Below are 20,349 nucleotides of genomic sequence, written 5' to 3'. Positions count from 1 at the left end.
AAACATGACAGAGAAATCATAGAAAGGCGCGAGATTCCGGCATAAAAAAAGAACCCCCGTCATCACTCCGGTGATCATAGGGGTTCCTTTTTTTATGCTTTATTCTTTCAAGCCTGTCTTTTTTGGTTTTCGTCACTCTTTCATGGGTGCTGAAAGACGGCGCCGTCCCCCTTGACAGGACTGCGTCACGCATCCCGTTTCTTTTGAGATGCTCCCGCATTTTTTTCGTTTTGCTCTTCGCCATGTGCCAATCGCTCCTTTTTCCCTTTTCTTTATCATAACAAAAAAATCCAGATGTGTTCATGAATACGGCTCATGTTTCGACCGGTAAGCGCGCAGAGACGTTTTGGCAGATGAATAGCTCCCCATTGCGGCGTATCCGTAAAAAAACCCCATAAAAATCCCCGCATACACGTGTTCATGATGACCGAAAACGATAGACACAACATTTCCGGCAGCAAGGGCAATCGTGGGAACGAATATGCCCGGAACCCGGCAGAACACTTTGATCAGCTGTGTAACGCATAAGACGACCGGCACGCCGATCACAGCATCCCAAATATTTGTATGGATCAGCGGAAAATAATCCACATTGCCACCTCTTTTTTCCGTCTTTTGCTATCTGTTAGCCTGCCTAAGAATTCCGCTTCCTATTCATGAAAAAAACAGCACCGGCACATGTCCGGTACTGTAAGAGTTGTTTATTTTCCTGCCGCGGCCCGTTCTACGGCTGCTGATACGGCCTGATGCACGTCCGCATCCAAAGGCTGAGGCACGAGATCGCCGTGTTTTGTGCAAGAGGCGATGGCTTCTGCGGCCGCCACAAGCATTTCATGGTCGATTTTCTTGCTTTTGGCGTTCAGCGCGCCGCGGAAAATCCCCGGGAAGCCGAGAACATTATTGACTGAACGGCCGTCAGCTGCATAAGCGGCTCCGGCTTGTAATGCCTCTTCCGGTTCAATCTCCGGCTTCGGATTAGATAAAGCCAGAATGACGTGTCCTTTTCTGACATCCTCTTTTTTAATGAGACCCGGAACTCCTGTGGTGCTGATCACAATGTCACACGTGTCCATTAATTCTTTGATGCTTCCAAGCGGCTGACCTCCGTACTGAGCGAGGCGGTTCATTGCGTCTTCTGACTTGTCCGTTCCGCAGACCGCTTTGACTCCGTATGCCATAAACATGCGGCAGATGGCGACGCCTGCCGCGCCGAGACCGATCTGACCGACCTTCGCTTCTTTTAAATCAAGACCGGCGCTTTTACAAGCGGAAATGGCGGCGGCGAGCGTGACGACCGCCGTGCCGTGCTGGTCATCGTGCATAACCGGAATGTCCAGTTCTTCTTTCAGGCGGTCTTCAATGTCAAAGCAGTGGGGCGAACCGATATCTTCAAGCAGAATTCCGCTGAACCCCGGAGAAATATGTTTTACCGTGCGAATGATTTCTTCCGGATCAGAGGTATCGAGCAAAATCGGAATTCCGCTGATACCCGCCAGCTGGTCAAAAAGCGCGGCTTTCCCTTCCATTACGGGCATTCCGGCGACAGAGCCGATATTGCCGAGGCCGAGAATCGCCGTGCCGTCGGTGACAATGGCGACAGAATTGCTGATTGTCGTATAGATGGATGCTTTTTCAGGCTCGTTTTCGATCAGTCTGCACACATCGGCGACGCCCGGCGTATAAACACGGCCAAGCTCAGCCAATGTCCGGATCGGCATTTTGCTTTTCATCTGAATTTTGCCGCCTTCATGAGCAGAGAGCACTTCATCTGAGACTGTATGAAGCCGGATGCCTTCACCGAGAGCTTCAATGGCTTGAATGATTTCCTGTAGCTGCTCTTCATTTTCAGCCTGCACCGTAATGTTGCGCATTGTGTAGTTCGGGCCGACTTTAACGGTTTCAACTTCCCCGATATCTCCGCCCATCACTCCGATGGCGGTTGCCACTTTTCCGAGATTTCCGGGAACAGTCGGCGTTTCAATCATTAACGTCCGAATCATATGCTTTGTAATCATGAAATGAACCTCCTAACCCAATTTTTGAGATTGTAAGGATTTTTCTTTCGTGTACCAAATGAATTTCCCCGTGTATCCGTACAATATTGCCAGTCCGATAGATACAAAACTGAGCCACATGAACGGCAGATAAGAAAATGTGGATACGCCGAGAATGCCGGCCATATAGATGCCGTTATCAGACCACGGCACCATCCCTGAAGTAAGCGTGCCGCCCACCTCTGCGTTCCGGGATAAAACTCTTCTGTCAAGTTTCAGTTTATCATAACTGTTCTCCATGATTTTCGGCGTCAGAATCAATGACACGTACATCGCACAGCCGAAAATGTTTCCTAAAAGGGCGACGATCAATGTCGAAAGCGTTACATTTCCCGGTGTGGTCAGCTTTTTCTCAAAAGTTGAGACAATCACTTTTAATACGCCGAGCTTCTCAAGAATTCCTCCAAAACCAAGACCGAACAGGATAACGACTAACGTATCCAGCATACCGGTAATGCCTCCGCGGTTTAACAGGCCGTTTAAAAATTCGACGTCCGTTTTAATAGAAAAACCATTATAAGCAGTCGCGATGGCACTGGCAAAATTCATTCCCTGAAAGACGGAAGCCCAGATTGCGCCAAGCAAAGCACCGATGATAATAACGGGCATAGACGGCTTTTTCAAAATCAGAAGGACAACGACGACAACAGCCGGAATGAGCATCCATATATGAATGTCAAACGTTTTCTGCAATGAAGATTTTAAAAATTCCACTTTGTCGAGATCAATATTTTTTCCGCCGTATATAAATCCCGTTACGGTAAATAGAATGGCCGTAATAATATAGGACGGAATTGACAGATACATCATCGCTCTGACGTGTGACAGCACATCCACCTTAGAAAGCGTGGAGGCAAGCACTGTACTGTCAGACAGCGGTGAAAGCTTGTCTCCGAAGTAAGCGCCGGACAAAACGGCTCCCGCTACGATCGGAAGCGGTATACCCATTCCCTCTCCGATAGCAATCATGGCGATCCCCGCGGTTCCCACGGTTCCCCACGACGTTCCGGTCGCAACGGACATAACGGAACAAATAACCAGTGTAGCCAGAAGGAAAACATGAGGATTAATAAACTCTAAACCATAATAAATTAACGTCGGCACAACGCCGCCGGCAATCCATGTCCCGATGAGTGCACCGACCGAAACGAGAATCAATACCGCTTCAAGACCGTTTGATATCCCGGTGACAATCGAATCCTGCAAGTCTTTATATGAATATCCCAGCCTGACTCCGAGAATAATAGCGAAAAACCAGGATATTAATAGAGCTAGCTGGATCGGCAGGTCTAAAAACACTGTGAACGATAAGACAAGTGCTAAAAACCCGAATAATAAGATAATTATTTCCAATAAATTTGGCAATCTGGCCTCTTTCACAAGAAAATCCCCCTAGAAGAAAAAAGCTAAAACGCTTTCATCAAATGATATAACAAATTATACTATACTGCCTCATCCCTTTGTATGGCAACCGCCTATTCACTAAAAAACGTGAAAAGGCGGCTGTTGTTGCTTTAAAATTTATTTTTCTAATAGATCTTTTCCGGCAATTCCCGGTTTTGTCATTTCATACGGATTCAAAATGATATCCAATTCTTCTTCTGTCAGTACATCATTTTGAAGGCAAAGATCTCTTACAGATTGCCCCGTCATGATTGCTTCACGGGCAATTCGCGCAGCCGCTTCATACCCGAGGTGCGGATTGACCGCTGTAATGACGCCGACGCTTTTTTCCACGTATTGCTTCAGACGTTTTTCGTTGGCTTCAATTCCCGCCAGACAATGATCGGTGAATGAACGGAACCCGTTATTCATGATGCTGATGGATTGAAGCAGGTTAAATACGAGTACCGGCTCCATTACGTTAAGCTCCAGCTGGCCCGCTTCTGAAGCGAGGCAGATCGTATTGTCATTCCCGATGACCTGAAAGGCGATTTGGTTGATCAGCTCTGCCATTACAGGGTTGACTTTCCCAGGCATAATGGATGATCCCGGCTGACGGGCGGGCAGTGAAATTTCCGCAAGTCCCGCGCGCGGACCTGAAGCCATTAAGCGCAGATCGTTGGCGATTTTAGACATGTTCATCATGCATACTTTCAATGCGGCTGAAACTTCCGTATACGCATCAGTGTTTTGTGTGGCGTCAACCAAATGGCCGGCGCCGACAAGCGGCAGTCCGCTGATGTCAGCCAGGTGCTTTACAACCTGTTCTATGTAGCGCGGATCGGCGTTAAGTCCCGTACCTACGGCCGTTGCCCCCATGTTGACTTCATACAGATGCTGGCGGGATTGTTTAATTCGCTTTATGTCACGCTCGAGCACGCGGCTGTATGCTTCAAATTCCTGTCCGAGACGGATCGGCACAGCGTCCTGAAGGTGTGTGCGCCCCATTTTAATGACAGAATCAAATTGTTTCGCTTTATCCTTAAAGACACTCAGCATATGCGCCATCGTATCAAGGAGCTTATCCAAAAGTTTTAAGGTGGAAATATGGATTGCCGTCGGGAACACGTCGTTCGTCGATTGTGACATGTTGACGTGTGTGTTCGGGCTGAGGTGAATGTATTCACCTTTTTTATGCCCCATGATTTCAAGCGCTCTGTTGCCGATTACTTCGTTGGCATTCATGTTCATGGACGTTCCGGCTCCCCCTTGGATCGGATCGACGATGAATTGGTCATGCCATTTCCCCTCGAGAATTTCATCTGCGGCCTGGACAATCGCATTTCCGATTCCTTCATACAGCCGTTTTACATCCATATTGGCAAGCGCCGCCGCTTTTTTGACGATGGCGAGCGCATTAATCATTTCTTCGTGGATGCGGTATCCGGTAATCGGAAAGTTTTCTTTCGCGCGCAGCGTTTGTATTCCGTAATACACATCAGCTTCAATTTGTTTTTCTCCGAGGAAATCTTTTTCCTGACGATATTCTTTTTGCGCGTTTGTCATGCTAAAACCCTACTTTCTCTTTGTGGTAGTCATGTTTTTACAGTACAACGTCGTCTGCGATCGGTGTCTCCATAATGTTTTTGACTTCAGCCAAGTTGTGAGACTGGCCGAGCGCCCACATTAATTTCGGCACGATGGCTTCCGTGTTCATATTTCTGGAGCGGATAATGAGATCTTGATTGACTCTTCGGCCGACTTCATAGACGCTCATGTCCTCTCCTTCTTCAAGACATTGTGTCGTAATGACGACGACAATGCCGCTTTCAATCATTTCATTGACTTTGGCGAGAATGTCTCTTCCTTCAAACGGCACGCCGCCGCTGCCGTAGCTTTCAATGACGATCCCTTTGTACATGCCCTTTAATGCGTCAAACATTTCCGGTTTCAGCCCCGGGTGGAGCTTGAGCAGGCACACGTCCGTGCAAAGTGAGGTATTGACCGTAAAGGCATCGTCTTTTGGCATGTGCACTTGTTTGTTGTATTCAATTCCGTTTTCGGTAATAAACGCGATATACGGATAGTTAATGCTCTCAAATGCATCATAGCTTTTCGTTCTTAATTTAATGGCGCGTGTGCCTTGAATGACTCTGCCGTCAAATACGACGTATACGCCGCCCACCCCTTCACATGCGAAGCGGATCGCGTCCGTGATATTTTTTTTGGCATCGGTTTTTTGAAATGTAATCGGGATTTGCGAACCCGTAATGACGATCGGTTTATCAGCATGCTGAAGCATATAAGACAGTGCCGCTGATGTATAAGCCATTGTGTCTGTACCGTGCGTAATGACGAACCCGTCATATGCGTCATATTTTTCTTTGACAGCATTTGCGATTTCGGCCCAGTATTCAGGCTGCATATTTGTGCTGTCGATGTTCATTAACGAATGGGTTTCCATCGTGTAATCGTTATCAAGTTTTGATACGTAGGTTAACAATTCGTCTGCTTTCACCCCGGGTGCAAGCCCGTTTTCTCCTTCGACTGAGGCGATTGTTCCTCCGGTTGTTAACAGCAATAATTTTTTCATACCCTGCACCTCTTCATCCATTTCTCAAGATGTGTTAAGCATTCGCTTTTCGCATACTTTTAATCAAATTATAGACAGACGATTGAAATTAATCAAGTGATTATTATTCAATTCGCGTACACTTTTGCATATCGATATGATATAATTTGCTCAAGTGAAAAGGAGCGGTTTTGAATATGAATTTAGATCGTTTAACTGAACTGAGAAAAAAGAAAAATTGGTCTCTTCAATATACGGCTGACCGTCTCGGCATCGCCAAAAGCACGTACGCCGGGTATGAATCAGGATACCGGCGTCCGTCATTCGAGGCGCTGGGCACGCTTGCCGATCTGTTTGACACGACGTGCGACGATTTACTGGGGCGCACTGAAAAAAAGGCGGAGCCGTTTACCCAGACCATCGAATTAACAAACGCCGCACAAGGCCGCGGCACACTGACCGTTGACGGACAGCCGCTGAATCAGGATGAAATCATCGAATTGATTGCGTTTGTCCGCACGAAAAAGAAGGTGCAGGAGGAGCTCCGCTAAAATCCGGCTTTTACGGCTTGATTCTGCCGTACGTCCCTCCGCCCCCGGCCTCAAGGACGAGCTGCCCGGTGCGCGCTTTATGAATGACAGCCGCTATTTTAGGCTGGACGACACGCGCCAATTCCTCTTCTTGCGCCTGATGAAGAATCGCCATCTCCGTCCCGAAAGCCCGCTTCAGTTTGTCTAACGTTTTCGGCCCGACCCCCGGAATGAACTGCAGCGGGATTTGATGAATATACGGCGGCCGCGGCACGCGGCTTTTTTTCGGTCCGCTCAGTTCCTCCAGCCGTTCACTGACCCCTTTTGTCATTGTTTTCCCCCCGCACTCCGGACAGGCGGAAGCTCCTTTTTCCACTGGGCCGCCGCAGCGGTCGCAAGCCGTCCGGTAATACTTCCCGAGCTTCGGGTTCAGCCCGTAATTCGCCGTGATTTTTCTTCCGTCCTTCCCTTTTAAAGCCAGCGAAAATTCCGTGAAATTCGCTTCTTTAAGAAGCATTTCATTATATTCTCTGCCGATTTTTCCTAAGGAATGCGCATCAGAATTTGTTAAAAATGTATACGGATCAAGTTCCGTTACCCGCGAAGCCATGTCGGTGTCACAGCTTAACCCGAGTTCCGCCGCGTCAATGAGCGCCGGGTCGAAAACTTCTGTCAAAGAAGATATGACCCCTTTTCCGTACAGGCTTTTATGCGGGGTGAACATATGGGCGGGAATAAACAGCCCGCCCAATTCCTTTGTTTTCCTTTGAAGATTCAAACCGGTTTCATAAATACGCTGGGAACTGAGATGGATATTTTTAAGCCTTTTTGCGAGCCACTCAGAAAACATCTTCATTTCGGCAAGAGACGGCATAAAGACGAGAACGTGAATCGGCCCGCGGCATGTGTGATCATAGATTTCAAGCTCACTGCCCAATAGAAGCGTCGTATTCCGATACCGGATGCCGCCTTCTTTCAGCTCACGGTATCTGCCTTCATCAATTCCGCGCTCGATTTCTTCTATGACTTCCGGGGAATGGCAGTCGATGATGCCCAATAGTTCAATTCCCTTCCCCTCACTGGCCTCTTCTAAAATCCGATGCAGCGTCAACGTTTTGGCCCCGGTGATTTTGACCGGTTTTCCCGTATAGGTGCGGCCGATATGAATATGCAGATCGGCATAGATGGTTTTCATCATTTTTCCTTCAGCGCTTCTTTCAGCTGGAGATACTGAATCGCGTACGCCGTTTTTGCGTCATACACCCTGCGGGATTCAATCAGCTTCACGGCCTCTTCAAGCGTGACCTGCATGACTTCGACAAATTCATCCTCATCCAGTTCGCGCTTTTCTTCCAGCGGCGAAAGCCCTTCCGCAAGAAAGAGATGCACGATTTCATCAGCAAACCCGGGTGATGTATAAAAAGCGGTGATTTTCGTCAAGGTTTCCGCCGTATATCCCGTTTCTTCCTCGAGCTCTCTTAACGCCGTATGTTCCGGCTCTTCTCCCTTTTCAAGCTTCCCGGCCGGAATTTCAACGATTGTCCGTTCCAGCGGCTTTCTGAACTGGTTCACCAAAATGATTTTTCCTTCCTCGGTCACCGCAAGTACGGCCACCGCTCCCGGATGTTTGACGATTTCCCGCTTGCTTGTTTTTCCGTTCGGGAGCTCTACATCCTCTAAGTAAAGATCTATGACTTTCCCGTCATACAGCTTTTTTTTCGCAAGTGTTTTTTCTTCTAAATGTTTCATCATGTCATCTCCCGTTCTGTCTCTCTATTATGCCTCATATATTTTATCATACATGCATGAGAGGGAGGTGCTTTTCGATTGAAGGTGTACCGGAAGGATAAGAGTATCGTATTGGTCGGAAAGGCGTGGGAAGTGCGGGCTAAACTGAAAGAATACGGACGGACATTCCGCTATGTCGGAGATTGGATCACCGGGCCTTAACAGTTGAAAACTTCGCGCCTTTATATTACGGTCAATAAAAGACTATAAAAAGGAGCGAAACGATGAGAAAACGCACACTGGGACATTCTGATTTAGAAATAAGCGAAATCGGGCTCGGCTGTATGTCGCTGGGTACGGATAAAGCTAAAGCGCTGTCTATTTTGGATGAAGCGATCGAGCTTGGAATCAATTATTTAGATACCGCTGATCTTTATGATTTCGGCAGAAATGAGGAAATTGTCGGGGAGGCCGTCAAAAACCGCAGGCACGACATCATTTTAGCCACGAAAGCCGGAAACCGCTGGAATGATGATAAAGACGGCTGGCATTGGGACGCTTCCAAAGGATACATAAAAGAAGCGGTCAAAAACAGCCTGCGCCGGCTGAAAACGGACTATATCGACCTTTATCAGCTGCATGGCGGCACGATGGAAGACCATATTGACGAAACGATCGAAGCATTTGAGGACTTAAAACAGGAAGGTGTCATCCGGTATTACGGCATTTCCTCGATTCGTCCGAATGTTATTAAAGAATATGTAAAAAAATCAACTATCACCAGCGTTATGATGCAATACAGCCTGCTGGACCGGCGCCCCGAGGAGTGGCTTCCCCTTTTAGAGGAGAACGGAATCAGCGTAGTCGCAAGAGGGCCTGTCGCTAAAGGGCTTCTTACGGAAAAACCGCTTGATCAAGCGGCCGCAAGCGTAAAAGAGAACGGCTATTTAACATATTCTTTTGCAGAACTGGCAGAAACCAAAAAAGCGATCAGCGCTGCCGCACCTGACTTGAGCATGACGGAGCTTTCTCTTCAATACTTGCTGTCACAGCCGGCCGTCGCTTCTGTCATCACCGGAGCCAGCTCACTTGAGCAGCTGAGAGAAAACTGTTCGGCTGCAGAGGCCCGTCGTTTAAGCAGCCAGGAAATCAAAGCCCTGCAATATCATACAAAACGGGACGTATACGAAGCCCATCGTTCTTAAACAATAAAACCGGCACCTTTTCAGATGCCGGTTTATTTATATTTGTGCCAATCGAGACTGCTTTCATTCAGCAGCTCTTCAAAGCTTTTATGTTTTTCTTTTTCTTTTCGTTTTCTGATTTGTTCCGCCTTTTGCTGCGCCTGCTTTTTCTCGTCTTCTTCCTTCAGCTCACTTTTCATTTGCAAAAGCCTGGCCTTCAGATCTTCCTCCAGATCGTCTTTTAAGCTGTGTTTTTCTTTAGGCAGCTGCTTTTTCATCATTACGCCCCCCGTATCTGAATATGGTGAAGCAAGTGTACCACGGAGCGCCGGAGGCCGGCAACGTTCACGGTCCCAAAAAGCCGGTGGAAGGATTTTTCATATTAAAGGAGGGTGCCTGTGTGAAAAAATGGCTGGCGGTGTTCGGTTCGGCTTGCGCAGTCTTTTTGGCTGCCGGATTCGCTTTTACGAATCTGATTATGTTTATGAAGAAAAAGACGGATGAAGATATCATGAAAAAAGAAACGGCGGACGGGCATGATAGATTTGATTCCTTTCAGGCCATGGAAAAAGAAGAGGCCGTCATCCTGTCACGCCACGGGTATGAAATCAAAGGCTTTTACGTCGCCCCGCATCATACGGCAAACACCATGATTATTTGTCACGGCGTTACCGTAAATTCGTTCAATTCATTGAAATACATGGATTTATTTTTAGATTTAGGCTGGAATGTGCTCGTATATGACCACCGCGGGCACGGAAAAAGCGGCGGCAGAACGACGAGCTACGGCTATTTTGAAAAAGATGATTTGGAAGAAGCCGTGAATTGGGTGAGACACAAAACCGGAGACGGCGGTCAAATCGGCATCCACGGGGAATCGATGGGAGCGGTGACGGCCTTATTATACGCGGGCGAGCATCAGGATGAAAACGGCGCTGATTTTTATATTGCGGACTGTCCGTTCGCAAGCTTTCGCGATCAGCTCGCCTACAGGCTGAAGCGGGAGTTCCGGCTGCCTCCGTGGCCGCTTCTGCCTTTGGCTGATTTCTTTTTGCGGATGAGAGAAGGATACCGTATCCGTGATGTATCTCCTCTATCGGTTATCAGCCGCATCCGGCAGCCCGTGCTGTTTATTCACAGTAAGGAAGATGATTATATACCTCCCGCTTCTTCCGAATTGCTGCACCGCAGAAAACGCGGCCCTAAGATGCTCTATCTGGCCGAATCGGGCGGGCATGCCATGTCGTACACCAAAAATCCGGAGAGCTACCGCAAAGCCGTTCAAACCTTTTTAGATACCATGACGCAAACGTAAAAAAGCGAAAGAACGTATGCTGGTTCTTTCGCTTTCCCGTCATAAAACGTCGGTAATCCCGTCCATATTTTCTCCGATCCAGTCAATGGCGAGGTCGATTGTCGTAAACTCCTGCGCTTTGAAGGTCATCTCATCCTGAAGCAGCCAGACATCCTTCTGAACGGATTCAGCGCCTCCGATGGACCAGTGCAGCAGACTGTACGGGTGGTTGTTGTTCAGAAAGGATACCCACGTTTTATGCTGTGCCGTCTGTTTAATGGCTTTCAGCTTTTGATTCACTTTCCGTTTCTCCCTGCTTTACTAATATGCTCATTCTCGGGCTCAGCATCTCTGCCGGGCTTTTTAAGACGAGCGTTTTTGCCTTTTCATTGTAATCGATTGTCATTTCCTCGTCAAAAAACACTTTTTGTGAGGTCTGGATGTAAAGCGGAAGTCCGTTGGTTTCAATGGCTTCGCATTGTCCCGTTAATTCGTCCGCCAGCCAGATGGCCGGCACGCCGCTCACCGCGCACCCGCAGCCTTCTGCGTCATAGCGGAGCTGCGCTTTTTTCCCCGGGTTGGCGTCCATCGCCTGCTGAAGTGTGTGTTTCGCCGCATCCGTCACATGTATTTGCATAGATGATCCTCCGTTTTTCATTTTCGCCATTGTAGCATACCGAGCCGCTGTATGCATTGTTTCTGCTTTCTTTACAGCAGCCCGCTCTCCCAGTCCTTTGCCTCTTGTTCAGCCGCCTTGATCCAGTCATTTTTCCCTTCACTATACTTTGCCATATCGTATGGGTATGTCTCAGCGAGGTGCCGTTTCAGTTCCATGTATTGAGCCGCTTTTTCAGGCTTTGCAGTGAGGTAATCCCGGAACAGCAGATGACGCTTCACGTCCGGATGGCCTGTTTCGTATATATGAACGTGGTGCGTGCGCTTGCTGCCGCCTTTTTGAAAGAAACGCCGGCCCTCTATCCCGTTTTCCCCTTTCGCCTCATAGCCGAGTGCTTCCAGCTGCGGACTGAATCGGTCGGCATCCAAAATATCTTTGACCTCCGCCAGTATATCGATGACGGGTTTGGCGGCCATCTGCGGGATGGAGGTGCTGCCGATGTGGCTGACAGAATGAAGTGCTGGGCCGAAGATTCGGATCAAGTCCGCCTTCTCTCTTTCAAACATTTCTTTCCATTCCGGCTTGTACGGAACAACTTCCGCTTTCCTCTTCGGATAAAGATGAAAAAACGAGAGGGTCAGCCCTTCCGGCGTCTCAATCTGTCCGGCTTCCGTGAACCCGGTTTTTAAATAGAGAGAGACTGCCGGAACGTTTTGGCTGGCGGTAGCCGCCTCTATTTTTTGAGCGTCCCGGTTCTCGTCTATCACAAATTGAAGAAGCGCCCGTCCGATTCCTTTCCGAAAGGCGGACGGGTGCACCGTCAGCCTGCATATGACAAGGTCATATCCCTTTTTTTCATACGAAATGACGCCTGCAAGCTGATCTTTTTCCTTGAAACCGGCAAACGTCTCCCGTGACCGCTGTATATCATCGGGTGTTTCATGCAGGGCGGGAATGCCGAAAAAGCCGATCAGCTCGGCTTCTTTTTGATAAGAGCAGCGCTGAACCGCCGCAATTTCCCGCGCGGTCTGTTCTTGTGTATGCTGTAAAAATGTAATCAATCTTCCGCCCCTTTTGACGCAAACATCCGCTGTGACTCCGTCTTCGTAATGCGGACCGCGTACGCTTCATACCAGGCGCTTTTTCCTTTTTGTTTTGCCGCCTGGTGGTCCGTATGATCTTTCCACCTTTTAATCGCCTCCAGGCTGTCCCAGTAGGAAACCGTGATGCCGCAGCCGTTTTCCTCCCGAACGCTTTCCGCGCCTAAAAAGCCCGGCTGTCCGCCTGCCAAATTCATCATGCGCTCTGCCGTATGTTCATATTCCTCATCATATTTTCCCTTTATTGATGAAAAAATGACCGCATAATAGGGCGGTTTGGGCGTGTCAGCTAAAAAACCCATATTCATCCCCCTCTACATATATTTCACAAACAGAATCCGGTCTTCTCCCGGGCCGTCATAATTCGCAAAAACAGGGATTCCGTTTACGGTTTTGGTTCCTTTTTCAACTTCAAAGCCTAATTTTGTATGATAAGCGATTGATACTTTATTGACAGGCGCCGTCACGCAATTGACTTTTGTGCAGCCCCTTTTCTTCACCGTCTCCATAAATCGGTCGTAGAGCTGTTTTCCAATTTGCATTTTTCTGAAATCCGGATGCACACCGGAAAAATGAATGTAGGCTGTCTCAGGGTCTGTTTGTGACTGAAAACCGATTAAAAAACCGGTCATTCCCTCCGGCCCGTACGTGATAAAGCTTGTGTCCTGAAAATGTTCAAAAAACAAGCGCGGCAGTTTGTCTTTCATCTGCCTGCCGCCCCACCATTCATTCAAAACAGACGTAACCATTTCATAGTCTTCAGAGGTAATTGTTCGAATATCCATTATCGATTGACTCTCCTTTTCGTCCGGCAAAATGAATGTCAGCTCTTCTCATTGGAATATAAAAAATTATATGTGGGTTGTTTGCAATTGTAAATGATTTCTTTTCAAGCAAACGAATCAGCAAGTCTTCCAGCCGGGGAATGATTTACCAGTATAAACGTGATCATTGTTCGGGTACAATGAAAAACAGAACAAACGTTCCCGGAGGTTTTTTTATGGCTGATATTCTTCTTGTTGATATGCAATCGTTTTATGCGTCTGTGGAAAAAGCGGAAGCGCCTCATCTCAAAAGCCGGCCCGTGATTGTCTCGGGAGATCCTGAAAGACGCAGCGGCGTCGTGCTTGCGGCTTGTCCGCTCGCCAAACGATACGGCGTAAAAAATGCCGAACGGCTGTGGGAAGCGCAGGCCAAATGTCCCGACGCCGTTATTGTCCGTCCGCGGATGCAGCGGTATATTGATGTATCCGTCATGATTACCGAACTGTTTGAACGGTATACCGATCTTGTAGAACCCTACTCCATCGATGAGCAGTTTCTCGACGTGACCGGAAGCAGGCGGCTGTTCGGTGATCCTTTTACAATTGCCAAAAGCATTCAGCAAGCGATTATGCGTGAATTCGGAATTTATGCCCGTGTCGGCATCGGGCCGAATAAGGCGCTCGCGAAAATGGCTTGCGACCATTTTGCCAAAAAAAACGCATCCGGCATCCACAGATTGGATATGTCAAATATCAGGCAGGATCTGTGGCCGCTGCCGGTCGGAAAATTATTCGGCATCGGAAAACGGATGGAGCATCATTTAAGACGGATGGGCATCAGCACAATCGGCGGGCTTGCCGGGCACCCAACCGAACTGCTGAAAAAACGCTGGGGCATTAACGGCGAATTGCTTCAGCGGACAGCCCGCGGCATCGATCCCTCTCCGGTCACCGTCAACACGCACAGCCGGCAAAAAGCGATCGGCCATAACATGACCCTCCCGAGAGACTACAGCCGCTTTGAGGATATTAAAGTCGTGCTGCTGGAGTTAAGCGAAGAAGTGGCCCGCCGCGCCCGTTTCAAACAATATATCGGCCATACGGTTTCGGTCAGCATCAGAGGCGCTGATTTTGAATTCCCTTCAGGTTTTCACAGACAGAGAAAGCTGGTGTCTCCGACTAATTTCGGAATGGATATTTTTAAAGCGGCTGTCAAGCTCTTCAAAGAGCATTGGAACGGTGAGCCCGTCCGCAGCGCCGGCGTCTCCCTTTCCCAGCTGGAGCCTTGTGATTATGTTCAGCTGAGCCTGTTCGATGCCCAGGAAAAAAAGATCAGTCTCGGCAAAGTATTGGATGATATTCATGAGCGGTACGGCCCTGCGTCGCTCCTCCATGCCGCTTCACTGACAGAGGCCGGCCAAGCCTTTCACCGGGCTGAAAAAATCGGCGGGCATTACAAATAACTTGAGGTGATATACATGAATCCGAACAAATTAACACCCGGGTATAATGTCATGTGGGAATCAAGCCGGATGATGCTGCCCGAACATCGGGAGCAGCTGCTTGCGAAAAAACGAAAAGAACGGGAATTCCGGCCTCCGGAACTGAGCGAAGAGCAACTGAACGACATGAACCGCATCATTGCGGCGTCAATTGAAGAAGACAGGGCCATTTCGGTCACCTACGCTTCCGCACACGGCCCCCGCCGCTTTTGGGGCTGGGTAAAACAAGTGATGCATGACGAAAAACGTTTAAAAATCATAAACGATGAAGATGCGTTAACGCTGCCGTTTCATCGTATTCTCTCAGCTGAATTGGAATAAAATCCCCACCCCGGCCTGACAGAAAATATGATAGAAGAGTGGGAGGATCACATGATATTTAGTAGAATAAAGATGAATGACAAGAATAGGAGAATATATGATGGATCAATTTATAGAAAAAATGCTGGGACAAGCCCTCCGCCAGTATGGACGGAATGTGTCGACAGATCCGCTGAGCCCCTATGAAAAACAGAGTTTAAAAAAAGCTTTAGAAGAAAGAAGGAATGAAGAACCCGATGAGGATCTCCATGCCCATGTAGAAGATATTATCTACGATTACGTCACCAATCAGGGGCAGTTTTCCTGACACGGACGTTTATGCACCGGGCGATAAGGGAAACGTCCGAGAGTAAACCCTTAAAGATTGCGTGGTGCAGGATATGCCTGTCGGGCCTTATTTCAGGATCGGCTATGCCGTTCTTCTGTTATTTCTCATCATTTATCTCGGAACATTAATAGACTTTTTGTTCCAGCCTGTTGTGATTACGGTTAAAACCTTGTTTCCGCCTATTGTATTATCGGGCGTCCTTTACTATTTGTGCCGCCCGCTCGTCAGAGTGCTGCATGCGAAATTAAAGCTGCCCGAAGGAATCGCGATTTTAGCGATTTATGCGGGAACAGCCGGCCTTTTTGTCCTCTTCCTTTATACGGCGGGCCCTGCCGTTCAAAAACAGTTTACAGCCTTCACAGATCATATTCCGGAGCTTTCCGCAAAAGCTGAAAATTGGATCGGGCATCTTCAGGACAGCAAATGGTTTTCCCGGCTTCAGCATGGGGATTCCTTTAAAAAATTAGCAGACAAAGCCGCAAATTATTCCGGTTCAATCGCTGATTCTCTCAGCAGCCTGGCCGGTACGGCTGCCAATGCCGCCATCACCGCAGCCATTATTCCGTTTGCGCTGTATTACATGTTAAAAGAAGGACACAAAGCCCCCCGGCGACTGCTGCGGCTTCTTCCGGAAAAACATCAAAAAGAAGGAAAACAAATCCTTCGGGACATGGATGAAGCTCTCAGTTCATACATACAAGGACAGCTGCTCGTCAGTTTTTGTGTCGGCGTTCTCGTCACAATCGGCTATTTTATAATCGGGCTCGATTATCCGCTCGTTCTGGGCGCGTTCGCCATGGTGACAAACCTGATTCCGTTTATCGGGCCTTGGATCGGCACATTTCCCGGAGTCATTGTCGGATTGTTCGATTCACCGACCGAGGCGGTGCTGGTGATTACGGTCGTCGTCATTGTCCAGCAGCTTGAAAGCCAGCTGATTTCCCCGCAAATTATGGGACGGAAGCTGGACATTCACCCGCTGACCATTATTTTTCTTCTGCTTGCCGCCGGCAAATTCTCAGGAATTGCCGGGATGCTGCTGGCCATTCCGGGATATGCGGCCGCAAAAGTGGTCATAAGCCACATGCAGAAACTATTCATTCTCAGAAAAACACAAAGCTAGGAATGATTCATCCCCCATGTCTTCACATCGGTCAAAATGAAAAAACGGCGGGCTGAAGAAGCCCGCCGCACACGGAGGTAAAAAAGATGAACATCGGTGATATCATTTTTCAATTGATTTCATTTATTGCAGCCGCGGTTTTCCTGTTTGCCGTGATATACGTATTCAGAAGCTTGAACAAGCGCCGCATACAATTGGACAGAATCGAAAAGAAACTCGACGCGCTGCGCGAAGAAAAAAACGAAAAGTTATAGTTCATTCAGAAGCAGGAGCAACGAGCTCCACTTTTATCCGATCCGGGTCCTCCGTGTATACGGCGTAATGCGCGCTTCCGCCTGCATATGGATGGCGGTCCCTGTAAAGCACGGGGCATCCTCTGGCAAGCAGCTTTTCTGTCATCTCGTCAACCTGCTCTCTTGATGCAGCATGAAAAGCCAGATGGTTCAGCCCGACCCGGCATCTGTGGTACTCCGGTGTTAAAAAACGCTCCTCTGTCTGTACAAGCACAACATAAAATCCTGCGTTTTTCCAGCTGATGCCGGAGTCCCAATTTTGAAATTCTCTATAACCGAGCTCACCTAAAAACCATCCCCAAAACCGGGCGGAGGCTTTCAAGTCAGATACATACAACTCAATATGATGTATCATAATATTCGCTTCCTCCTCACATCACACCCGCCTTACCAGCACCTCTTCAACTTTATGGCCATCACCTTTTCTCAAAATCAAATCCGATCTGAATTTTGTCGGCAGGATATTTTCATACAGATTCGGACGGTTGACGCTCTCCCAAATGGAGGCGGCCATGGTATCCGCTTCTGCATCAGACAAATCCTTAAATTTATGAAAATAAGAAGCCGGATCCTGAAAAGCGGTTTCTCTTAAGAGGCGGAAACGCTCCAAATACCACGTGAAAATCCGGCTTTCTTCGGCATCCACATAGATCGAAAAATCAAAGAAATCCGATACAAAAATCCGCGGATCTTCCCTGTCGTCCTCTAATGTCGGCGACTGCAGGACATTGATTCCTTCGATAATAACGATATCCGCACCTTCGACAACCTCGACGGCGCCCTCTTCCCTGTCATACGTAAGATGGGAGTATACGGGCGCCTCCACTCTCTCTTTCCCTGACTTTATATCGTTCAGAAATTCAAGCAGCGCTTTCACGTCGTAGCTTTCCGGGAATCCCTTTCTGGACAGAAGGTTTTTTCTTTTTAATTCCGCCGTCGGATACAAGAAACCGTCGGTTGTCACCAGGCTCACCTTCGGCCTGTCCGGCAGACGGGAAAGAAGCTTTTGCAAAATTCTCGCCGTCGTGCTTTTGCCGACGGCGACGCTGCCCGCGATTCCGATGATAAACGGGATTTTCGCTGAATGCGGATGCTTCAGAAACACATTGACATGCTGATTCCGTCTTGCGGCAGACGTGACATGAAGATGGAGCAGGCGCACAAGCGGAATGTAAATCGTTTCTACTTCTTCCACCGACAGGTAGTCATTCAGCCCTTCTACGGCCTTGGCTTCTTCCTCTGAAACGGCAATGGAAAGGTGGCCGCCGAATCCGGCCCACGACTCGCGGCTGTGCTGCGTATACAATGTATGTAAGTTCAATTCTTTACTTTTCACAATTCACACCAATCTCTCTGTATGGCTTTCCGATAAAAAAACAAACGCTTACAAAGATTGTAACGGAAAACCGCTTCACTGTCTGCCCATTTTTTTCACAAATGAGGAACCGATCCGGCTGTACTCTTCCATTTCCTCCTCCGGAACCATGCTTCCGCCGGTGCTCCACACAAGGTGCACGGCATTTTCCATCTCAAGCCCCCGTTCTTTTATATAACGGTTTCCGGCTTCGGTCTGAACGACCTTGACGGCTCCGGCCAGTCCGGCGAGTGCAGAGGGTTCAAGGCTCTTATTCTCGGCCGCCCTTAATTGAAAAAGCAGCGAAAAAAGCGTGCCGTCATCGGCGGTATAACAGCCGCTTAGTATAGGCTCCATCAGAGGGCCGGCCAGTCCGGACGGCCTTCCCACCGCGAGTCCGTCGGCGGCCGTTTGATTATCAAGACCGATATCCTGCACGCTGATTCCGTCATGCAAGCCGGAAAACAGTCCTAACAGCATACACGGTGAATGCGTCGGCTCACCGAAAAAAATATGGACATGCTCGCCATAGATCAGCTTTAGCGCAAGCGCGACGCCGCCCGGGCCTCCTCCGACCCCGCACGGCAAATAAACGAAAAGCGGTTCATCTGCATCAGGCTTTATGTTCATTTGACCGAGCTGCTTTTTCACACGGCTTCCCGCAACGGCATACCCCAAAAACAGATCCCGGGAATGCTCATCATCAATAAAATAACAATAAGAGTCCTGCTTCGCCTGCATGCGCCCCTCTTTGACAGCCAGACTGTAGTCTGCTTCATATTCGATGACGCGAACCCCCTTTTCCCGGAGCAGCTCCTTTTTCCACTGCTTTGCGTCACTGGACATATGAACGGTCACACAAAAGCCGAGCTTCGCGCCGATTATGCCGATACTCAGACCTAAATTGCCCGTAGAACCGACGGCTATAGAGTATTTTGAGAAAAAAGCGGTAAACCGTTCCTCAGTCAATATGCTGTAATCATCGTCTGTTGAGAGCATTCCCGCTTTTACCGCGAGGTCTTCGGCATGCTTCAGCACTTCATAAATCCCGCCGCGCGCTTTAATAGAACCGGAAATCGGAAGTTCATTGTCGCATTTCAAAAGCAGACGCCCTGGGAAAGCCTGAGCGGCGCTTTGTTCCAGACGCTTTTTCATTTCATTGATGAAGACAAGCGGAGACTCAATGAGGCCTCCCGCCGCTTCCGTCTCCGGAAAAGCCGACGCGATATAAGGCGCAAACCGGCGCAGTCTTTCTTCCGCTTCGGCAATCTCCTTTTTCCATTCAGCGCCATTCTTTACTGGATCATCGGTTTTATGCGGGTTGATCCAAAGTACTTCACGCGCCTCCGCCATTTGCCTGACTATAGGCTCTGCCATCAATGCCTTGTGTATATCCCGGTCGGACATTCCTTTCTCCCCCTTGTTACTTTTTCTTTAATGCGCGGCCGGCCAGTTTTTCTGTAAACGAAGGGAAAAGCTGATACAGCTTCGTCCCGAGACTCATCCATCGCGGAAGATTCATTTCCCGTTTATCCGTCAGAATTACGGATGTAATACGCTCTGCCACACGGTCGGCATCAAGCATCCATCTGCCGACGCTTTTCACATAACCGCCCTCTTTATCTGCAATTGTAAAGAAGTCTGTTTTGATTGGACCGGGATTAACCGTTGTCACAGCTACACCCGTACCGGCCAGCTCAAGCCGCAGCGCATTGGAATACCCTAAAACGGCGTGTTTCGTAGCGGAATAAAGGCTTGATTTCGGCGTCGCCAATTTGCCGGCCTGTGAGGCGATATTGATAATATGGCCGCTTTTCGCATGAAGCATCACAGGAAGACAGGCCTTCGTACAGGCGATTAATCCGAAGACGTTGACTTCAAACATTGCCTTCATATCATCCAAAGATGAATCAGCGGCCGTTTCAAAAATGCCGAAGCCGGCGTTGTTGATTAATACGTCAACATGACCGATCAAACGCCTTACGTTTTCAGCCTCTTCTGCATGCCGGACGTCAAACGGAATGACATCACACTGCCCGCCGCGCGCGGTAATCGTCTTTTTCACTTCCTGCAAGCGGTCCTCCCGCCTCGCGGATAAAAAAACATGAGCTCCTTCTGCCGCGCAGGAATATGCAAGCCGTTCTCCGAGTCCGCCGGATGCTCCGGTGATCCAAATCCGCTTATCCGTTAATCTGCCCATTTC

27 protein-coding genes are annotated in these 20,349 nt (G+C 48.6%); 9 read left to right on the top strand and 18 right to left on the bottom strand.

From position 1 onward, the window contains the following. Positions 1–16 precede the first annotated feature (16 nt). The 6 genes from OVA33_RS13355 to OVA33_RS13330 form a co-directional block, all read right to left on the bottom strand. Entirely contained in the window at positions 17–244 is a 228-nt protein-coding gene (locus tag OVA33_RS13355; RefSeq protein WP_012117898.1) for a hypothetical protein, read from the bottom strand. 56 nt (positions 245–300) lie between these two features. Continuing rightward, positions 301–591, bottom strand: a complete 291-nt coding sequence (locus tag OVA33_RS13350) for a hypothetical protein (protein ID WP_003153325.1) — start codon at positions 589–591, stop codon at positions 301–303. A gap of 110 nt (positions 592–701) precedes the next feature. Continuing rightward, positions 702–2,015, bottom strand: coding sequence for an NAD-dependent malic enzyme (locus tag OVA33_RS13345; protein ID WP_007409402.1), 1,314 nt, complete (start codon positions 2,013–2,015; stop codon positions 702–704). Between the two features lie 12 nt (positions 2,016–2,027). After that, complete coding sequence (nhaC, locus tag OVA33_RS13340; protein WP_021494261.1) at positions 2,028–3,434, bottom strand: Na+/H+ antiporter NhaC; 1,407 nt, start codon at positions 3,432–3,434, stop codon at positions 2,028–2,030. A 141-nt stretch (positions 3,435–3,575) separates the two neighbouring features. Then, a complete protein-coding gene (gene aspA / locus OVA33_RS13335; protein WP_003153322.1) occupies positions 3,576–5,003 on the bottom strand; it encodes an aspartate ammonia-lyase in 1,428 nt (475 codons plus the stop codon). Between the two features lie 37 nt (positions 5,004–5,040). After that, on the bottom strand, positions 5,041–6,030 hold the full coding sequence (locus OVA33_RS13330) for a type I asparaginase (RefSeq protein WP_003153321.1): 990 nt from the start codon (positions 6,028–6,030) through the stop codon (positions 5,041–5,043). 176 nt (positions 6,031–6,206) lie between these two features. Here OVA33_RS13330 and OVA33_RS13325 point away from each other — a divergent pair, with 176 nt between their 5' ends. Beyond that, positions 6,207–6,560: a helix-turn-helix domain-containing protein gene (locus tag OVA33_RS13325; protein ID WP_003153320.1), complete on the top strand. Its 354-nt coding sequence runs from the start codon at positions 6,207–6,209 to the stop codon at positions 6,558–6,560. A 10-nt stretch (positions 6,561–6,570) separates the two neighbouring features. On the opposite strand, the gene OVA33_RS13320 is transcribed toward OVA33_RS13325, so the two are convergent. Together OVA33_RS13320 and OVA33_RS13315 are read right to left on the bottom strand one after the other, a co-directional pair. Further along, entirely contained in the window at positions 6,571–7,734 is a 1,164-nt protein-coding gene (locus OVA33_RS13320; protein ID WP_017418076.1) for a TIGR00375 family protein, read from the bottom strand. Further along, positions 7,734–8,288: an NUDIX hydrolase gene (locus OVA33_RS13315; protein ID WP_003153317.1), complete on the bottom strand. Its 555-nt coding sequence runs from the start codon at positions 8,286–8,288 to the stop codon at positions 7,734–7,736. Before OVA33_RS13315 ends, OVA33_RS13320 begins: the two co-directional genes overlap by 1 nt. Before the next feature lie 78 nt (positions 8,289–8,366). Here OVA33_RS13315 and mciZ point away from each other — a divergent pair, with 78 nt between their 5' ends. Beyond that, positions 8,367–8,489 (top strand): Z-ring formation inhibitor MciZ, encoded by a 123-nt coding sequence (gene mciZ, locus OVA33_RS13310; RefSeq protein WP_003153315.1) that lies wholly within the window; start codon positions 8,367–8,369, stop codon positions 8,487–8,489. 62 nt (positions 8,490–8,551) lie between these two features. Continuing rightward, positions 8,552–9,472 (top strand): aldo/keto reductase, encoded by a 921-nt coding sequence (locus OVA33_RS13305; protein ID WP_025649814.1) that lies wholly within the window; start codon positions 8,552–8,554, stop codon positions 9,470–9,472. 32 nt (positions 9,473–9,504) lie between these two features. Here the strand turns inward: OVA33_RS13305 and OVA33_RS13300 are convergent, their stop codons facing one another. Next, entirely contained in the window at positions 9,505–9,729 is a 225-nt protein-coding gene (locus tag OVA33_RS13300) for a YqkE family protein (RefSeq protein WP_007409396.1), read from the bottom strand. 122 nt (positions 9,730–9,851) lie between these two features. Here OVA33_RS13300 and OVA33_RS13295 point away from each other — a divergent pair, with 122 nt between their 5' ends. After that, on the top strand, positions 9,852–10,766 hold the full coding sequence (locus tag OVA33_RS13295) for an alpha/beta hydrolase (protein WP_128974096.1): 915 nt from the start codon (positions 9,852–9,854) through the stop codon (positions 10,764–10,766). A gap of 39 nt (positions 10,767–10,805) precedes the next feature. Here the strand turns inward: OVA33_RS13295 and OVA33_RS13290 are convergent, their stop codons facing one another. From OVA33_RS13290 to OVA33_RS13270, 5 genes are all read right to left on the bottom strand, one after another. Further along, complete coding sequence (locus OVA33_RS13290) at positions 10,806–11,045, bottom strand: DUF2552 family protein (RefSeq protein ID WP_003153307.1); 240 nt, start codon at positions 11,043–11,045, stop codon at positions 10,806–10,808. Next, entirely contained in the window at positions 11,020–11,382 is a 363-nt protein-coding gene (locus OVA33_RS13285) for an iron-sulfur cluster biosynthesis family protein (protein WP_025649817.1), read from the bottom strand. The genes OVA33_RS13290 and OVA33_RS13285 overlap by 26 nt, the downstream gene beginning before the upstream one ends. A gap of 71 nt (positions 11,383–11,453) precedes the next feature. Next, entirely contained in the window at positions 11,454–12,422 is a 969-nt protein-coding gene (locus tag OVA33_RS13280; RefSeq protein ID WP_025649818.1) for a GNAT family N-acetyltransferase, read from the bottom strand. Beyond that, positions 12,419–12,763, bottom strand: a complete 345-nt coding sequence (locus tag OVA33_RS13275; RefSeq protein WP_007409393.1) for an antibiotic biosynthesis monooxygenase family protein — start codon at positions 12,761–12,763, stop codon at positions 12,419–12,421. Before OVA33_RS13275 ends, OVA33_RS13280 begins: the two co-directional genes overlap by 4 nt. Before the next feature lie 12 nt (positions 12,764–12,775). Continuing rightward, positions 12,776–13,246, bottom strand: a complete 471-nt coding sequence (locus tag OVA33_RS13270; protein WP_014418298.1) for a GNAT family N-acetyltransferase — start codon at positions 13,244–13,246, stop codon at positions 12,776–12,778. Between the two features lie 215 nt (positions 13,247–13,461). Here OVA33_RS13270 and OVA33_RS13265 point away from each other — a divergent pair, with 215 nt between their 5' ends. The 5 genes from OVA33_RS13265 (at position 13,462) to OVA33_RS13245 (ending at position 16,753) form a co-directional block, all read left to right on the top strand. Further along, complete coding sequence (locus tag OVA33_RS13265) at positions 13,462–14,688, top strand: DNA polymerase IV (protein ID WP_017418081.1); 1,227 nt, start codon at positions 13,462–13,464, stop codon at positions 14,686–14,688. Between the two features lie 15 nt (positions 14,689–14,703). Further along, entirely contained in the window at positions 14,704–15,048 is a 345-nt protein-coding gene (locus OVA33_RS13260; protein ID WP_017418082.1) for a YolD-like family protein, read from the top strand. 100 nt (positions 15,049–15,148) lie between these two features. Further along, positions 15,149–15,355, top strand: coding sequence for a YqzH family protein (locus OVA33_RS13255; protein ID WP_003153294.1), 207 nt, complete (start codon positions 15,149–15,151; stop codon positions 15,353–15,355). Positions 15,356–15,428: 73 nt separating this feature from the next. After that, a complete protein-coding gene (locus tag OVA33_RS13250; RefSeq protein WP_014418301.1) occupies positions 15,429–16,499 on the top strand; it encodes an AI-2E family transporter in 1,071 nt (356 codons plus the stop codon). An 86-nt stretch (positions 16,500–16,585) separates the two neighbouring features. Next, complete coding sequence (locus OVA33_RS13245) at positions 16,586–16,753, top strand: DUF4083 family protein (RefSeq protein WP_017418083.1); 168 nt, start codon at positions 16,586–16,588, stop codon at positions 16,751–16,753. A gap of 1 nt (position 16,754) precedes the next feature. Here OVA33_RS13245 and OVA33_RS13240 read toward each other — a convergent pair whose 3' ends face one another. The 4 genes from OVA33_RS13240 to OVA33_RS13225 form a co-directional block, all read right to left on the bottom strand. Continuing rightward, positions 16,755–17,144 carry a VOC family protein gene (locus tag OVA33_RS13240; protein ID WP_025649819.1) on the bottom strand — a complete coding sequence of 130 codons (390 nt, stop codon included), beginning with the start codon at positions 17,142–17,144 and terminating at the stop codon, positions 16,755–16,757. 24 nt (positions 17,145–17,168) lie between these two features. After that, positions 17,169–18,128: a type I pantothenate kinase gene (gene coaA, locus OVA33_RS13235; RefSeq protein ID WP_003153290.1), complete on the bottom strand. Its 960-nt coding sequence runs from the start codon at positions 18,126–18,128 to the stop codon at positions 17,169–17,171. A 75-nt stretch (positions 18,129–18,203) separates the two neighbouring features. Then, entirely contained in the window at positions 18,204–19,553 is a 1,350-nt protein-coding gene (gene dsdA, locus OVA33_RS13230) for a D-serine ammonia-lyase (protein ID WP_128974097.1), read from the bottom strand. A 16-nt stretch (positions 19,554–19,569) separates the two neighbouring features. Then, positions 19,570–20,346, bottom strand: a complete 777-nt coding sequence (locus OVA33_RS13225; protein ID WP_071181824.1) for an SDR family NAD(P)-dependent oxidoreductase — start codon at positions 20,344–20,346, stop codon at positions 19,570–19,572. Positions 20,347–20,349: the final 3 nt, after the last annotated feature.

This window comes from Bacillus sp. KICET-1, from assembly GCF_027721405.1.
GTDB lineage: Bacteria > Bacillota > Bacilli > Bacillales > Bacillaceae > Bacillus > Bacillus velezensis.
This window is presented reverse-complemented; position numbering and strand designations above follow the sequence as displayed.

Excerpts from the sequence above, each read along its gene's own strand:
- OVA33_RS13355 (WP_012117898.1), bottom strand. The coding sequence starts at position 244 with ATGGCGAAGAGCAAAACGAAAAAAATGCGGGAGCATCTCAAAAGAAAC.
- OVA33_RS13345 (WP_007409402.1), bottom strand. The coding sequence starts at position 2,015 with ATGATTACAAAGCATATGATTCGGACGTTAATGATTGAAACGCCGACT.
- aspA (WP_003153322.1), bottom strand. The coding sequence starts at position 5,003 with ATGACAAACGCGCAAAAAGAATATCGTCAGGAAAAAGATTTCCTCGGA.
- OVA33_RS13330 (WP_003153321.1), bottom strand. The coding sequence starts at position 6,030 with ATGAAAAAATTATTGCTGTTAACAACCGGAGGAACAATCGCCTCAGTC.
- OVA33_RS13325 (WP_003153320.1), top strand. The coding sequence starts at position 6,207 with ATGAATTTAGATCGTTTAACTGAACTGAGAAAAAAGAAAAATTGGTCT.
- OVA33_RS13320 (WP_017418076.1), bottom strand. The coding sequence starts at position 7,734 with ATGAAAACCATCTATGCCGATCTGCATATTCATATCGGCCGCACCTAT.
- OVA33_RS13315 (WP_003153317.1), bottom strand. The coding sequence starts at position 8,288 with ATGAAACATTTAGAAGAAAAAACACTTGCGAAAAAAAAGCTGTATGAC.
- OVA33_RS13305 (WP_025649814.1), top strand. The coding sequence starts at position 8,552 with ATGAGAAAACGCACACTGGGACATTCTGATTTAGAAATAAGCGAAATC.
- OVA33_RS13300 (WP_007409396.1), bottom strand. The coding sequence starts at position 9,729 with ATGAAAAAGCAGCTGCCTAAAGAAAAACACAGCTTAAAAGACGATCTG.
- OVA33_RS13285 (WP_025649817.1), bottom strand. The coding sequence starts at position 11,382 with ATGCAAATACATGTGACGGATGCGGCGAAACACACACTTCAGCAGGCG.
- OVA33_RS13275 (WP_007409393.1), bottom strand. The coding sequence starts at position 12,763 with ATGGGTTTTTTAGCTGACACGCCCAAACCGCCCTATTATGCGGTCATT.
- OVA33_RS13270 (WP_014418298.1), bottom strand. The coding sequence starts at position 13,246 with ATGGATATTCGAACAATTACCTCTGAAGACTATGAAATGGTTACGTCT.
- OVA33_RS13265 (WP_017418081.1), top strand. The coding sequence starts at position 13,462 with ATGGCTGATATTCTTCTTGTTGATATGCAATCGTTTTATGCGTCTGTG.
- OVA33_RS13260 (WP_017418082.1), top strand. The coding sequence starts at position 14,704 with ATGAATCCGAACAAATTAACACCCGGGTATAATGTCATGTGGGAATCA.
- OVA33_RS13255 (WP_003153294.1), top strand. The coding sequence starts at position 15,149 with ATGGATCAATTTATAGAAAAAATGCTGGGACAAGCCCTCCGCCAGTAT.
- OVA33_RS13250 (WP_014418301.1), top strand. The coding sequence starts at position 15,429 with ATGCCTGTCGGGCCTTATTTCAGGATCGGCTATGCCGTTCTTCTGTTA.
- OVA33_RS13245 (WP_017418083.1), top strand. The coding sequence starts at position 16,586 with ATGAACATCGGTGATATCATTTTTCAATTGATTTCATTTATTGCAGCC.
- dsdA (WP_128974097.1), bottom strand. The coding sequence starts at position 19,553 with ATGTCCGACCGGGATATACACAAGGCATTGATGGCAGAGCCTATAGTC.
- OVA33_RS13225 (WP_071181824.1), bottom strand. The coding sequence starts at position 20,346 with ATGGGCAGATTAACGGATAAGCGGATTTGGATCACCGGAGCATCCGGC.